This window comes from Maridesulfovibrio sp., from assembly GCF_963678865.1.
GTDB lineage: Bacteria > Desulfobacterota > Desulfovibrionia > Desulfovibrionales > Desulfovibrionaceae > Maridesulfovibrio.
In genome coordinates this window covers 3,319,003-3,333,884 of record NZ_OY787459.1, presented here as the reverse complement: position 1 = coordinate 3,333,884, position 14,882 = coordinate 3,319,003, and the positions used below count along the sequence as shown (strand labels likewise).

General features: G+C 48.9%; 15 protein-coding genes. 7 read left to right on the top strand and 8 right to left on the bottom strand.

What is annotated here, in order from left to right:
* Positions 1 to 124: 124 nt before the first annotated feature.
* Together purB and ACKU41_RS15230 are read right to left on the bottom strand one after the other, a co-directional pair.
* A complete protein-coding gene (gene purB / locus ACKU41_RS15235) occupies positions 125 to 1,420 on the bottom strand; it encodes an adenylosuccinate lyase (RefSeq protein ID WP_321401984.1) in 1,296 nt (431 codons plus the stop codon).
* A 170-nt stretch (positions 1,421 to 1,590) separates the two neighbouring features.
* Positions 1,591 to 1,878, bottom strand: a complete 288-nt coding sequence (locus ACKU41_RS15230; RefSeq protein ID WP_319778274.1) for a zinc ribbon domain-containing protein — start codon at positions 1,876 to 1,878, stop codon at positions 1,591 to 1,593.
* Positions 1,879 to 2,517: 639 nt separating this feature from the next.
* Here ACKU41_RS15230 and ACKU41_RS15225 point away from each other — a divergent pair.
* A complete protein-coding gene (locus tag ACKU41_RS15225) occupies positions 2,518 to 3,036 on the top strand; it encodes a hypothetical protein (RefSeq protein WP_319778273.1) in 519 nt (172 codons plus the stop codon).
* A 53-nt stretch (positions 3,037 to 3,089) separates the two neighbouring features.
* Here ACKU41_RS15225 and ACKU41_RS15220 read toward each other — a convergent pair whose 3' ends face one another.
* Positions 3,090 to 3,599, bottom strand: coding sequence for a C40 family peptidase (locus ACKU41_RS15220; RefSeq protein WP_319778271.1), 510 nt, complete (start codon positions 3,597 to 3,599; stop codon positions 3,090 to 3,092).
* Positions 3,600 to 3,894: 295 nt separating this feature from the next.
* Here ACKU41_RS15220 and ACKU41_RS15215 point away from each other — a divergent pair, with 295 nt between their 5' ends.
* Genes ACKU41_RS15215 through ACKU41_RS15190 form a run of 6 tightly spaced genes read left to right on the top strand, consistent with a single transcriptional unit; the run spans position 3,895 to position 8,989 of the window.
* Complete coding sequence (locus ACKU41_RS15215; protein WP_319778269.1) at positions 3,895 to 5,799, top strand: proton-conducting transporter membrane subunit; 1,905 nt, start codon at positions 3,895 to 3,897, stop codon at positions 5,797 to 5,799.
* Positions 5,799 to 6,647: a complex I subunit 1 family protein gene (locus tag ACKU41_RS15210; protein ID WP_319778267.1), complete on the top strand. Its 849-nt coding sequence runs from the start codon at positions 5,799 to 5,801 to the stop codon at positions 6,645 to 6,647. The genes ACKU41_RS15215 and ACKU41_RS15210 overlap by 1 nt, the downstream gene beginning before the upstream one ends.
* A gap of 4 nt (positions 6,648 to 6,651) precedes the next feature.
* On the top strand, positions 6,652 to 7,086 hold the full coding sequence (locus tag ACKU41_RS15205) for an NADH-quinone oxidoreductase subunit B family protein (protein WP_319778266.1): 435 nt from the start codon (positions 6,652 to 6,654) through the stop codon (positions 7,084 to 7,086).
* A 20-nt stretch (positions 7,087 to 7,106) separates the two neighbouring features.
* On the top strand, positions 7,107 to 7,478 hold the full coding sequence (locus ACKU41_RS15200) for an NADH-quinone oxidoreductase subunit C (RefSeq protein WP_319778265.1): 372 nt from the start codon (positions 7,107 to 7,109) through the stop codon (positions 7,476 to 7,478).
* A 48-nt stretch (positions 7,479 to 7,526) separates the two neighbouring features.
* A complete protein-coding gene (locus ACKU41_RS15195; RefSeq protein WP_319778264.1) occupies positions 7,527 to 8,603 on the top strand; it encodes a nickel-dependent hydrogenase large subunit in 1,077 nt (358 codons plus the stop codon).
* Between the two features lie 11 nt (positions 8,604 to 8,614).
* Positions 8,615 to 8,989: a 4Fe-4S dicluster domain-containing protein gene (locus ACKU41_RS15190; RefSeq protein ID WP_319778263.1), complete on the top strand. Its 375-nt coding sequence runs from the start codon at positions 8,615 to 8,617 to the stop codon at positions 8,987 to 8,989.
* 63 nt (positions 8,990 to 9,052) lie between these two features.
* On the opposite strand, the gene ACKU41_RS15185 is transcribed toward ACKU41_RS15190, so the two are convergent.
* The 5 genes from ACKU41_RS15185 to ACKU41_RS15165 form a co-directional block, all read right to left on the bottom strand.
* Positions 9,053 to 9,925, bottom strand: a complete 873-nt coding sequence (locus ACKU41_RS15185) for an RluA family pseudouridine synthase (protein ID WP_319778262.1) — start codon at positions 9,923 to 9,925, stop codon at positions 9,053 to 9,055.
* Positions 9,926 to 9,959: 34 nt separating this feature from the next.
* Positions 9,960 to 11,261: a TRAP transporter large permease gene (locus tag ACKU41_RS15180; protein ID WP_319778261.1), complete on the bottom strand. Its 1,302-nt coding sequence runs from the start codon at positions 11,259 to 11,261 to the stop codon at positions 9,960 to 9,962.
* A gap of 4 nt (positions 11,262 to 11,265) precedes the next feature.
* Positions 11,266 to 11,763: a TRAP transporter small permease gene (locus ACKU41_RS15175; protein ID WP_321401977.1), complete on the bottom strand. Its 498-nt coding sequence runs from the start codon at positions 11,761 to 11,763 to the stop codon at positions 11,266 to 11,268.
* A 99-nt stretch (positions 11,764 to 11,862) separates the two neighbouring features.
* Entirely contained in the window at positions 11,863 to 12,885 is a 1,023-nt protein-coding gene (locus ACKU41_RS15170) for a TRAP transporter substrate-binding protein (protein WP_319778259.1), read from the bottom strand.
* Positions 12,886 to 13,014: 129 nt separating this feature from the next.
* Positions 13,015 to 14,661, bottom strand: a complete 1,647-nt coding sequence (locus ACKU41_RS15165; RefSeq protein WP_319778258.1) for an FG-GAP-like repeat-containing protein — start codon at positions 14,659 to 14,661, stop codon at positions 13,015 to 13,017.
* Between the last annotated feature and the right edge of the window lie 221 nt (positions 14,662 to 14,882).

Here is a 14,882-nt window from a genome sequence, read left to right as displayed (position 1 = left end):
ACAATTAAAAAGCTGGTTTTTAACACCCTAACATGAATGTAAAAGTCCTGCAAAAAAGAAAACCCGGCACAGCCGAAACGACTGTACCGGGAACTAAAATCAGTTCAAAAAAGCAAAATTAAAACTATTCACCGAAGACTCTTTTGAAAATCATCTCTTCGTAGCGGGTATAGTAGCCCATATCAAATGCTTCATCCAGAGCACCTGCATCAAGGTGGGAATTGATGGTTTCATCCTTACGGACTTCATCAGGAAAGGAAACCTTATTTTCCCAGCAATGCATAGCCACTTTCTGAACCATCTCGTATGCCTTCTGACGCTCAAGACCGGCTTCCACCAATGCGATGAGCACCCGTTGGGAGTAGAAAAGGCCGTAAGAAGCCATAAGATTGCGGTCCATGTTGTCACCGTTGATCTTAAGCCTTTTGATAACACCGGTCATACGTCCAAGGATGTAGTCGGCGAGGATAGTGGAGTCGGGCATGATGACCCTTTCCACTGAGGAATGGCTGATGTCCCGCTCATGCCAGAGAGGCATGTTTTCCATGGAAACAAGACCATTGGTACGCAACAGGCGGGAAAGACCGCAGAGGTTTTCAGCGGAGATAGGATTCTTTTTATGAGGCATAGCAGAGGAACCTTTCTGGCCCTTGCTGAAACCTTCTTCAACTTCCAGCACCTCGGTACGCTGCAGGTGGCGCAGCTCAACACCGAGACGCTCAATGCCGCCGCCGAGCAGTCCGAGAGCAGTGAAGAAATCCGCATGGCGGTCACGCTGTACGATCTGGGTGGAAATGGGATCTACTCCAAGACCGAGAATTTCGCAGGTAATGCGTTCAACTTCTGGATCAAGCATAGCATATGTTCCCACAGCACCGGAAATCTTACCTACGCTGACACTCTTAAGGGCATCGGCAATACGTTCACGGTGACGGGAAAACTCAGCATAGAACCCGGCCATTTTCAGGCCGAAGCTGGTAGGCTCGGCGTGAATGCCGTGGGTACGGCCCATACACATGCGTCCCATGTTGGCGTGGGCAATTTCCTTAAGTGTTTCAAGAAATTCATCGAGGTCGTCCAGAATCATCTTACCCGCACGGCTGAGCATAACTCCGTTTGCGGTATCAACAATATCGGAAGAAGTGCAGCCGAGATGAATAAAACGTGAAGAGGGGCCGACCTTTTCCTCTACAGCAGTAAGGAAAGCGATAACATCATGTTTGGTCTTTTCTTCAATTTCAAGAATGCGCTCCAGCTCGAAATCAGCCTTTTCACGGATGATCTCCATATCTGCAGCAGGAATACGACCAAGCTTATGCCATGCTTCGCAGACGGCTATTTCAACTTCAAGCCAAACCCTGAAACGGTTTTCCAGAGTCCACAGTTCACCCATTGCGGGACGGGTATATCTTTCAATCATTTTACCAATTCCGGTTAGTTGTTGAGAATATGGGAATATGTTCGGAACTATCAGGGCCTACTATATTCTAAACAGCAGGCCGGGACAAGACGCAGGTTCTTTTTAAAGAAGAGACAGTGCCAAAAAAACAGACGGCCCGGATTACACCGGGCCGTCTGGCCTTTTATCAGCTAGCTTGAAGCGCTGCCGGAACTCTTTGCGGAAGAGTCCGGGGAAGTGGATGCACTGGTACTGCTTCCCGCCGGACTGGAGTTGCCGGTTTTGCCGGCCGCTGAGTCGGTTTTACAGTACCCGGAAGAATACCAGCCTCCGCCCTTGAGCACGAAAGAGGAATTGGAAAGGACTTTGGTGGCTAGCCCACCGCAGACCGGACATTCCAGTTCCTTATCTTCAAAGCTTGTCTGCCATTCTTCAAATATCTGCTGACATTCATGACATTGGTATTCATAAATCGGCATAATACCCTCCAATAAAAAAGCTCGCCCTGCCTCATTCACAAGTGAACTCGGAGAAACATAATTTCCCGAATACACTAAAGAAAATGTTTATGTACATCATAGTAAAAACAGTTGTACGCAACATTTGAGGCCGGCGGACCTATCCCTGCATATGAGGGGGAGCTGATCCGGATCAGCCCCGCTTATGCAGGAAAATACCTGCGCGGGAACTGAAACAGGTCAGTAAAAAACTTAGCTGGCTGCTGCAGCCTTTGCTTCTGCGATGCGAGCTTTGATTCTTTTAGCTCTACGATGACGTTTACGCTGAAGCTCTTTCTTTCTCTCGATCTTTTTGTGCCTACCCATTTGGAGGACCTCCTGAATATTTTTTTCGTACTTGCTGCACGATTGAATGCTGCAAAGAAGGAGTCAGTACCCTAAAAAAGGGTCCATTGTAAAGAACTTAAGCTAACACAATTTGCAAAGCTATTCCCCTTCAGAATCAAAATATTTTTTTCACAAACTAACACCCTAAAATACTGGATATTTTTTTACGCAACAAATATTGGGGCTTGACTACATCCCTTATCATGAACATATAAAACTTCCTGCCGGAGCGGAGCAAAAACTCCACGGCCAAAAGTCTGCGAGGAGAAAACCATGAAAAAAGCCAAGACAAACAAAGCATTTGATAGAGCTGTTGAAGATATAACCGAAGTATTCATGTTCGACCATTGGACAAGATTTTACTTCATCTTTGAAGAAGGCAAGAAACTGATGGTCAAAGTCCCTGAAGAGGTCTGCTCTCAGGTTGATAAAGAATACCCCGCCCTGAAAGGACTGCTCGATCTGATGAACAATGAAGAGATAGACCAGCAGAAATCCATGAACACCGTATGTTCTTTCATTGGCGCACGTTTCGACGGCACCAAGTACAACGGCAAAATCGTACCCAAGGTTTTTGATTCCAAAGCTTTCAAAATGGAAATGTACCTTTTCAACCTCTGGATTAAAGGACACGAATCCTACCTTGAATCCGAAGTCATGACTTTCGCAGACTGGAAAGAACTTTACGCCGGGTGGCGCGATCAGGATGAAGTCAAGAACTACGTTGAACGACTGGGCAACGCCGGACAAGGAGCACACATCCAGCCTCCGACCTGTTCCACAGTACAATAGATATCGCCAATTAATACGTCTATCTAAGGAGCTTCCCAAGAGGCTCCTTTTTTTTATTCAATCACCCTGCGTGCACCGATAAAATATTTACGCCAGTAACTCTTATCCATGGATTCTTCACGCACACTGTGTCCACTTTTCGGGCTGTGAACAAAGGAATATCCGTTACCTGTATATATCCCGGTATGCAGGCTCTTACTCTGCCCCGGAATCTTAAACAACACGATATCCCCTGCCTGCATATCGCTTCTGCGGACATACTTGCCCGCATTCTTCTGCTGCCATGACACCCTGGGTACTTCTATACCGTGACGCCGGTAAACCCACCAGACCAGCCCGGAACAATCAAACCCTTCATCCGGGGATACTCCGCCCCATTTATAAGGCTTTCCGATCTGGATACGCGCTATCTTTACAATTGAACGCTTCACTGCAGCGGCCCCTGAAACCCCTGCAACCGAAGGACCGATCACCTTTTTTCCGCAACCGGACACGAAAATTACCACGCAGCACAAAAACATCAGCCGCAAAATCTGATTTTCTTCTACTCCCCGTATGTTCATAGCATAGCTTCTATCTTGAAAAATAGGCATTAACAATAGATTTAACCACTATCAGCCACTACATTGGTTCTTTTTTTCACAAAACATTTTTCAATTATCGGTAATTTCTATAGGCAGATAAACCCATTTCATTTCAATTAGCAGTTGACTTTTCTTTGAATTTTGAAGACTAATTTGTACTGTTTAGGTGATAATTGTGAAACATTTTCAAGAGTTACACGAAACCTAAAAAGTTAACACGGCTGAGGTATTTTTTCCAAAATCTGGTACAACATCGCGTTACAGTGAGGTCCGTATGTTGCCCATGATGTTAGTTCTGGCCATCTTGTTGCCCTTGATGGCTGCTGTCGGCTGCTATTTCCTGCGCATAAGCGCGATCAGAACCCTGATCGTTCTTTGCACAGGCGTAGTTCTCGCCGCGGTCTCCCTTGCTCTGCTCGGACAAGGGTCTTTTACCTATTCCCCAGGTACAATTGTCGGAATCAGCTGGGATTCCCTCGTAACCCTGGCGGATTTTGCCCTGCTTTTCGTAATGCTTTATTACGCGTTCAAACTCAAAAACCAGTTGATCAAGATTTTTGTAATCTTACAGATCATACCGCTGGCTGCGTTTGAACTGTTCTTCGTCGACCATGCAGTCGAGACTCCCGCAATTTTTGCGGACAGCCTCTCCCTGATCATGGTTGCCATCATCTCCATCATCGGATCGCTGATTTGTTTCTTCGCGATTCCGTACATGAAGGAGCATGAGGAACATCTGCACTTGGTGAAATCCCGCCAGCCACAGTTCTTCTTCTTCCTCGTTCTGTTCCTCGGAGCAATGAACGGGCTGGTCCTTTCCAACAACATTCTCTGGCTCTACTTCTTCTTCGAAGTGACCACATTCTGTTCTTTCATGCTCATCGGGCATGACCAGACACAGATTGCAGTCAAGAATGCCACCCGCGCCCTCATGCTTAACGCACTGGGCGGTGTAGCTTTCGTCTTCGGTATGATCTGGGCCTACGCTGAAACAGGCTCCCTTGACCTGCAGGTCATTATTCAAGCCGGTCCCATGGGCGGTCTCATGCTCGCACCTCTGGGTCTGCTCTGTCTCGCAGGCTTCACCAAAGCCGCTCAGGTTCCGTTCCAGAGCTGGCTGCTCGGTGCAATGGTTGCACCTACCCCGGTTTCCGCACTGCTTCACTCCTCTACCATGGTTAAGGCAGGTGTCTATATCGTGCTGCGGCTTGCCCCCGCGTACGCAGGCTCTTTCCTCAGTCAGGGAGTGGCTCTCTGTGGTGCGTTCACCTTTCTGGCCTGTGCTGCCATAGCCATCAGCCAGAGTAACGGTAAGAAAATTCTTGCCTACTCCACGATCAGTAACCTCGGCCTGATTATCTGCTGTGCCGGACTGAACACCAGTTGGTCCATCACTGCAGCAATCATCCTGATTATCTTCCATGCAGCCTCCAAGGCCCTGCTCTTCCTGTGCGTAGGCACAATCGAGCACGGCATCGGCAGCCGCGATATCGAAGACATGCACGGCCTGTACCTCAAAATGCCCCGCACTGCGATTATCACCATTGTAGGCGTTTTGACCATGCTGCTGCCCCCCTTCGGCGTTCTGCTCGGTAAATGGATGGCTATTGAATCCGCATCCGGCGACATGTTCGTAATCACCATGCTCGCTCTTGGCAGTGCGGTTTCACTGGTATTCTGGGCCCGCTGGGCAGGCATCCTGCTCACCGCTCCCCTGCGCGACAAAGTTCCCGCAGAATCACAGAGTATGCTGACAAGACTCACCCTGACTACTCTTGCCGGTATCGCAGTGGTGCTGTCTTTCTTCTCACCGGTTATCTACACCAAGCTCATTGAGCCTATGGTTGGCAAGTCTTTTGAAATTACTGCTGGCGTATTCACTTCACCCATGGGTGTTTTTGCTGTTTACCCCATCTTCATTGTCCTTGCCGCAGCGTTTATCTACTCATGGATTGAGACCAAGAAGTCTGCAACTGATAAGACTTCCCAGACATACATGTGTGGTGCCAATGTCCCCGAAGTCGGCGTTCAGTCCTTTATCGGACCCATGAACAGCACGGTAGAACTCAAGGCAGGCAACTACTACATGAAAGAGTTCTTCGGTGAAGAAAAACTCACCCTCTGGGTCAACTTTGTTGCTCTGGCTCTCATCGTTCTTATGCTGGGAGGGGCTCTCTAATGAAAACTTTAATCCTCATCATACTCGGCATCGTTATAGCTCCTATTCTGGGCGGCCTTATTGCCGGTCTTGACAGACGCGTTACCGCGCGTCTGCAGTCCCGGTTCGGTCCCCCGATCCTGCAGCCGTTCTACGATGTTGCAAAACTGTTCGGCAAAGACAAAGTGATCAGCAACTTCTGGCAGGTTTTCTGTTCATGGATTTACCTCATTGCAGCAGCCCTGTCCGTAGGTCTGCTCTTTGCCGGAAGCGACCTGCTCCTGATCTTCTTTGTTCAGGCTATCGGCGCTGTCTTCCTGGTTATGGGCGGACTTTCAACTCCGTCCCCTTACAGCCAGGTAGGTTCCCAGCGTGAACTGATTCAGGTCCTGACCTACGAACCTCTTCTCATCCTTGTTTTCGCATCCATCTTCATGGTTACCGGAAGCTTCAGGATTGATGAGATATTAGCCTACGAACAGCCTCTGCTCGTGCAGTTGCCGCTCATGTTCATAGTCCTCGGTTACGCCCTGACCATCAAGCTCAGAAAATCCCCCTTTGACTTCTCCACTTCCCACCACGGGCATCAGGAGCTGGTTAAAGGAATGCTTACCGAGTTCTCCGGTCCTTACCTCGGCATTATCGAAATCGGCCACTGGTATGAGACCATCTTCATCCTCGGTATCTGCGCCCTTTTCTGGCACACCAGCCTGATCGGTTGCGTACTCCTGATCGCCTCCACCTACTTTGCAGAGCTGATCATTGATAACACTATGGCGCGCATGACCTGGCGCTGGATGCTCAAGTACGTATGGAGCATCGGTCTGGCCATGTCTTTCGTCAACCTCATCTGGCTGTACGCAGGTTAAGCTTATGTTCAAGAAATTCATTGGAAATTCACGCGCCAAGTCTCCGTGGATCATGCATTTTGACTGCGGAAGCTGCAACGGCTGCGATATCGAAGTTCTGGCATGCCTGACACCGCTGTACGACGTTGAACGTTTCGGTGTTGTCAACGTGGGTAACCCCAAGCACGCCGATGTCCTTCTGGTAACCGGAACTGTCAACCCAAGGAACGCAAAGGTCCTGCGCAACATCTATGATCAGATGCCTGATCCCAAAGGTGTTATCGCTATCGGTGCATGCGGCCTGTCCGGCGGCATTTTCCGCGAGTGCTACAATGTTCTCGGCGGGGTGGACAAGATAATCCCGGTTGATGTTTACGTCCCCGGCTGTCCGGCGAAACCCGAAGCCATCATCGACGGCGTGGTCACAGCCCTTGCCAAGTTTGAAGGCCTCAAAGGCTAAACATTACGAGGGGTAAGATCGTGATTGAAAATCAGATAGATGTAACTTTGGAAAGCCTGGTAGGCGAAGTATCCAAGATGAAGAGTGGCGGACAACGCATGGTCACCTTCTCCTGCACCAACCTCGGTGACGGAAAAGCGGATATCATCTACCATTTTGATAAAGATGAAGTACTCACAAACCTGCGCCTGACTGTGGACATGGATAAGCCCGTGCCCTCTATCAGCAGCGTGTACTTCGCAGCACTGCTCATCGAAAACGAAATACAGGACCAGTTCGACATCAAGTTTGAAGGTCTTGTACTCGATTTCGGACGCAAGCTGTACCTTGACGATGAAATAACCATCATCCCTATGTGTAACAACACAAAGGCGATGAAAGTAAATAAATAACTCGTCTTCCCGGATGAACCCAAGACGATAACAACTATAGGGTAAATTATGGCACGTACCATCATACCTTTCGGTCCGCAGCATCCGGTTCTCCCGGAGCCGCTGCATGTGAAGCTTGTCGTGGAAGACGAGATCGTACAGGAGGCCATTCCCGCGCTCGGATACGTTCACAGGGGTCTGGAAAAGCTCGCTGAAATCCGCGATTACCACCAGATGATCCAGGTTGTAGAGCGCGTCTGCGGTATCTGCTCCAACATCCACTCAATGTGCTACTGTCAGGGCATTGAGGAAATCATGGGCATCGAGATTCCTGAAAGAGCCGAATACCTCCGCACCATCTGGTCCGAACTTCACCGTATGCACAGCCACCTGCTCTGGCTGGGCCTCTTTGCTGATGCTTTCGGCTTTGAAGCCCTGTTTATGCAATTCTGGCGCATCCGTGAGCGGATCATGGACATCAACGAAGCAACTACCGGCAGCCGTGTTATCACCTCTGTCAACATAGTCGGCGGTGTCCGTCAGGACCTGACTCCCGAAATGTGCTCCTGGATTCTCTCAGAAGTTGATACCTGTGAAAAGGAAATCAAGGAAATCCAGAACACCATCCTCAACGACTACACAGTGTGTGCGCGTACCAAGGGCGTCGGCGTTATGACCAAAGAACAGGCCTACGACCTCGGCGCAGCAGGACCGACTCTGCGCGGCAGCGGCATTGCTTCCGACATGCGTCTTCTTAAATACGCAGCATTTGATAAAATCGACTTCGAACCTGTTGTTGAAACAGACGGTGACTGCTGGGCACGTTCCACAGTACGTTTCCGGGAAACACTGCAGTCCGCAGACCTCGTAAGACAGGCCATTGCAGGACTCCCTCAGGGCGATATTGCAGCTCCCTGCAAAGGCAACCCCGAAGGCGAAGTAATAACCCGCGTGGAACAGCCCCGCGGTGAATGCCTCTACTACATCAAAGGTAGCGGCAAGAAGTTCCTTGACAGGGTCCGCATCAGAACTCCCACGTTTGCGAACATTCCGCCGCTTCTGGCGATGCTTCCCAAGTGCGAACTGGCTGATGTTCCGGTTATCATTCTGTCAATCGACCCGTGCATCAGCTGCACGGAACGCTAGGAGGCCGAGACATGCTTAACATGACTCCCACAGTACTGAAAAACCTCCTTTCAAAGAGCTCCACTCGCATGTACCCCATCGAGAAGCGCGAGCCCTTCGAACGCTACAGAGGTGAACTGTTCAACAACATTGACGAATGCATTTTCTGCAAAAAATGCGAAATGAAATGCCCTTCACAGTGCATTACCGTCACCAAAGATAAAGATAGCGGTACCGGAACTTGGACCTGCGATCCTTTCGCATGCGTCTACTGCTCCATCTGCGTTGACCACTGCCCGACTGGCAGCCTGTACATGAAACCTGTACACCGCTCCCCGTCCGCAGAACGCGAGATGATGGAACAGACCGGCAAAATCAAACCGCCCAAGAAAAAAGCCAAGAAATAATTCTAAGCTTATTCGAACTACAAAACCCCCGCAGCCTTTTTGGCTACGGGGGTTTTATCTGGCTTAAACAAATATTAATTCGTCGTACCTTATAGGCACAGTATCTTTCCAATCCGGAGGACATGCGGCCTCAAACCACGGCGTTTTAATGCACAGGCAATGCAGTCTCATTTTTCCTTTTCTACCGCCGTATTTCACATCTCCGATGATTGGAAATCCCCGCGACGAAAGCTGTACTCTGATCTGATGAGTGCGCCCGGTGTGCAGTCTGACCATGAGCAGTGACGATTTTTCCCCTGCTTCAACAGGATAGACAGAACTCAAGGCATCTTTACCGGCCCCGGCAAAAACTTTCTCCCGCCCTTTTGCTCCGCGCTTCTCAAGCTTATCGCGCAATTCCGTCCTGCCTTCATGGGGCCAGCGTCCTTCCACCTGAGCAAGATAAAACTTCCCCCCTTCACCATGATCAGCAAAAAAATCGGAAAGCATCTTCTGTCCCTGATGTGATTTACCGGCCAGAATCACACCGGAAGTATCACGGTCCAGCCGATGGGCCGGAGCAGGTTTATAGGCAGCATCCGCAAACATGGAAAGCAGACGGTCGGCGACGGAATCATCATGCCCGGTCCCCCCTTGCGTAGGTAATCCGGCAGGTTTACATACTGCCAGATAATCATCATCTTCATAAATGATCGGCAATGCGGGCAACTGTTTCAGTTTTGTCTCCTCCGCCTGATACGGGGGGATACGCACGGCCTGACCTTCTTTGACCAAATCAAAAGGCTTGCAGCGGCCTTTATCCACACGGACGTTGCCTTTACGAATCCAACGCATGATTGCTGACCGGGGGACGGCTCCGTCCACACGCCGTTCAAGAAAACGGATCAGTTTCTGACCTGCTTCGGATTTGGTAACTGTTACGAACTCTGCTGCCATTTCATTTGATGCGCAAAGGGGATAATTAAATAATTTAAAGTAAACCGGGTAGAAAGGTAACCGTAGCCGGGACCGCCAGCATCAAGGCAACCAGTACAACGTAAGCAATCATAAAATAACTTACGCCCAGGAAAACCCGGTCAATGGAAACGTCCTCAGCCATAGATGCGACAATAAAAGTAGTTACCCCAACCGGCGGAGTGATGGCGCCAAGGGTAGTCACAATTGTAATCAAAACGCCGAACCAGACCGGATCATAGCCCATGGCACTGACAATAGGGAAAAAAATCGGAATTGTGATCAGCAACAGGGCCAAAGCATCCATGACCATACCACCGATAGTATAAATCACACAGATAAGCAGGATGATCACAGTAGGAGGAATGGGCAATGCAGCAACAAAATTTGCGGCCTCAAAAGGGATACGGGTTACGGCCAGAAAACGCCCGAAAATAACCGCGCCCAGCATGACCACCATAATCATGCAGGACACTTTAAGTGTATCACTGACTGCAGCAAAAAAACGCTTGAAAGTCATTTCGCGGGACATAATGCTGATCAAAAGTGCAAAAGCCGCTCCTGCTGCACCTGCTTCTGTAGGTGTGAACCAACCGGCAAAGAGCCCGCCCATGACCAGCACGAACAGAATTATCATCTCAATGGAGCCCGGCAGTGAAGCTAGTTTTTCTTTAAAAGTAGCCTTAGGGCCGGCCGGTCCCCAGTCAGGATGGGCAACGCACATCATGTAGACGGTAAGCAGGAAAAGGGCACAAAGTAGAATTCCGGGAATTACCCCGCCCATAAACAACCGGCTGATAGATTCACCTGTCTGCAGACCGATGATAATCAGTACTACACTGGGCGGTATAACCACACCGAGCGTGGCTCCGGCGGCAACCGATCCAGTAGACAGAATAGGATTGTACTTGAACTTCTTCATCTCCGGCAGAGCCACGGTGGACATGGTGGCAGCGGTGGCGGTATTGGAGCCGCAGATAGCAGCAAACCCGGCGCAGGCCATAACCGTTGCCATGGCAATCCCGCCGCGGATATGCCCCATCCATGCATATGCAGACTTATAAAGCCGCTCATTGACCCCGGAATAAAAACATATCTGCCCCATAAGAATAAACAGGGGGATGACAGTCAGTCCATAGGATGAAAAAACATTCCAGATTTCAGTGCCCAGCATTCCGTAAGCTGCTTTGAGATTCAAGACCTTGGCAAAGCCCACAAATCCGATAATGCCCATGGCAAACCCAACAGGCACGCGCAGCACAAGAATTACCAGCAGCAGGCAGAGAACGCCTACAATTCCAACAGTAATCGGTTCCATAATTTTAAGCAGGTTTAAGCGGTTCCTTGCCGCGCAGAGTACGAAGGATATCAAACATGATTACTAAGGCCATGGACAGGCAGCCCAGGGCCACGGCAAAGACAAAAGGATAGAAGTGAATACCCAAAGTTTCTGAGACCTCATCAAGATCATAGAGAAACATGCCCCATTTATAGGTCTCATTAGCGCAAAAGACAAAAAAGACACAGGAAACCGCGCCCGACAAAGCATCCAGCAGGACCTGCACAGGTCCGGAAAAATGACGGAACAAAAGGCCCACTGCAATATGACTGCGGTGTAATTGAGAGAATCCCAGAGAAAAACCGGCGGTAACCGCGCCGAGGAAACCCATCAGCTCAAAAGTACCTTTAACCGGAACGTATACCGCCCGCAAAACCATATTGGCACAGGCCAGCAAAATCATCATCGTCAATGCCGCCCCGGCAATTACCGCCAGAGTGCGACAAATCCAAATGGCTGTTTTTTCAAAAAGATCAATCATATTATTCTGATGCTCTTCGCGCTTTTTGATGAATTGATTCTGACTCCGGCGGTTAAAAACTTTTGTTGAAGCTTCGTGAACCGCCGGAGACATATTTATCTATTTCTCATACTTAACGAGAGAAGCCTTGATATCGGAAAGAACTGCAGCTCCGTCAATACCTTTGTCAGCTGCTTTCTTTTTCCAGTCCTCAATCAAAGGCTGGGTCTTATCCTTGATCTCTTTCATATCGGCATCGGACATCTTGATCATCTCAATGGAATATTTGTCTTTGGCCCAGGCAAGCGAGTCCTTCACATGCTGGTCCATATAATTACCGGTCCATTCAGCCTGTTCGCGGCCAAGATCGTTAAGCACCTTTTTTACATCATCAGGAAGCCCATTCCATGAATTCTTGTTCATGATAATGGCGAAAGGATAAACAGCGGTGTTGGTCTCGGTTTCATAGCGGCAGATTTCTGCAAAGTTCAGATCCTTAAGCACTTCAAAAGAGGAAAAAAGGCCCTTAACAACACCCTTCTGCAATGCCTCCGGGGTAGCGGACATAGGCATTGAAACCGGGGTGGCACCGAGAGATTCAAGAATCTTGGAAAGTATACCGGAAGCACGGATTTCCAGACCCTTAAGATCGGTAAGGGTGCGCACGGGAACTTCAGTCATAATATTGGAAGGTGCGGAGGTAAACATGGTCAACACCTTGAACTTCTTGAATTCCTTAGGCTGGTACTTGCTGAACAGATCCCAGAGAGCAAGACTGGCGGAGGTGGAAGTTGTAAAACCAAGGGGCAGTTCAAACACGGAACACAGAGGAAAAACACCCGGATGATAAGCAAGGCTTATACAGCCGATATCAGCCTGGCCCTGCATAACCCCGCGCAAGGTATTCTTCGCGCCGAGCAGGGTTGAGCCGGGATAAGTCTGGACCTGAACTTTGCCGCCTGTTCTTTTCTCCACTTCCTGCTTCCAGCGTTCCATCTGGATACAGGGAAAAGTTTTTGCGGGCGGGAAGTTAGCATAGCTGAGGCTTATCTCCGCAGCAGAAGCAACTGCCACAGAACAAAGCAGTGCTACACAAAACATCAAAACCATAAGCATTCCGGTTAGTTTTCCGGCTCTCATCATCGCTCCCTCCATCTAAGGACTTATTTTGATTGATCAACGAAGCAGGGCAAGGCAGCTTCGCACAAAGGAAAGGTTACATTAGTATAAGAAAAGGCCCCCCGCAAGAAGCAGGAGGCCCGGTTAAAGAGCTTACTGGCCCATATTAAGTTCGTAGGCCATGACCAGAGTCTTGCGGTGCTTGATTCCCAATGCACCGGGATAAGTATTCATGATGCAGTAAAGTTCGTCCGCACCGTCATTATCAATGTCGGCAACTCCGTATCCGGTAACGGTTCCTTTAATGCGGCGGGTCTTCCATGCCAGATTCAGCCCAACTCCATCCCAGAACTCGGCATGGATTTCACCTTGCGAGAAGTTCTTGTAGTTGGAGAAGATCTGTCCGGCAACAGAAAGATCCTTGTTCAAGAGTACTTCTTTCTTGTTGGGATCAGAAATGGAAGCAACCTCAATTGGTATGGGAATAAAATACAGGTGCTCCAACCGACTTTTTTCATTCTCTTCATTCATTCCCCGTCCCTTGGAAACAGTATCCAAGGATGTACTTGAAGAGTTGTAGCTGTCGGCACTTTCATACAGTGGTTCCAGATTCTTATCGTAAAGATTGATCCGGCCATACTTGTTCAGGACAATAATCTTATAATCACCTTCCTTGAGCGGCAGGTAGGTGAGGTTGAATACATTAGTATATTCGGGCACATTCATCTTGCGGACCGGAACAAGATCACCGTTGGAGAAAGTGTATTCTACTAGATGTTTTGAATAAAATGTCCTGCTGGGATCATAACGCTGCCCCACGAGGGCTTCGGTAAAATTCGGGGGAGTCCTGACTACAGAAAGGAAATTCCTGTTGCGGTCGAGCAGAACTTTCGTGGTCTTACCTTTAAATGAAAGGATGAACGAATAAGGTTTCCTGTTCATTTCTGTACACAATACCACCTCGTAAACCCCGTCACGATCCAGATCGATACCGCTTATGCGCAATCCTGAATACAACTTACCGTACTCATAAGAAACGACCTCTTTCAACCGTTGTCCATCAATCCCCAGAACCTTAACGCTTGTCTCGGTCAGGACAACAAGGTCTTTCTTGCCGTCACCGGTTACGTCCTGAACAAATCCGCCTCGGTTGACAAATTTCATGGACTGGCTGCGCCAGCGTCCCGGTGTTTCGGTGCCGCCCTGATACCTGAACTGAGGGTTGATAGTGCTTTCCATAACCTTGCCGGCCCCGGCTGCAGTAACAAACTCAGGGTTCATAGGGCTTTCAGGACGCGCTTCTTCACGCTTCTGCTCTTCTTCAGTAGCTTTCTTGCTACCCGGCTTCTGAAACAGTTCACCCTTGATATCCTTGGCAATACCGTCAATTGCAGGAATCAATTCGGATATGGTGGTCTGGGCACTTTTTGTCCATGAATGTCCATCTCCGTTAATCATACGCACATCAATTGAAGCCTTTTTACCGGCAATGACAACAGAGCCGAGGGCAATGTAATCAACGCCAAGGCTCTGTATCTTTTTAACTTCTTCTATTTTACCTTTGGGTCTGTCTGCTTCCTTCAAATCAGCAGAACCGACCATGGGTTCAAAATGCCCTGTCCAGTTCAGGCGGGAAGTAAGCATGGTCTGGATACCACGGCTTAAATATTTGTATTGAGAAGGCCCATTCATTTCAAATGGATAAACCGCATATGAGCGAGCATCGGCTGCGAAAGCCGCTGTTGAAGCCAACATGGTTGCGGCTACAAGCATAAGAATCATCAAACGTCTAAACGGCATATTGAAATCCTCCAGACTAAATTTTCAATAAATATATATTGTGATTATAAAATATTATCCATCAACAAAGAATACCGGCAATATAATTTTGCGACAGCCGGCCCTGCCGATTTTCAAAAACGGTAACACGCTTGTAGCAGCTAATGCATCAGTACGCAAAGTCAAAGATACCCGGAGACAAACGATTCGCTTGTCAAACATCCATTGCTGTTTTATCTCTC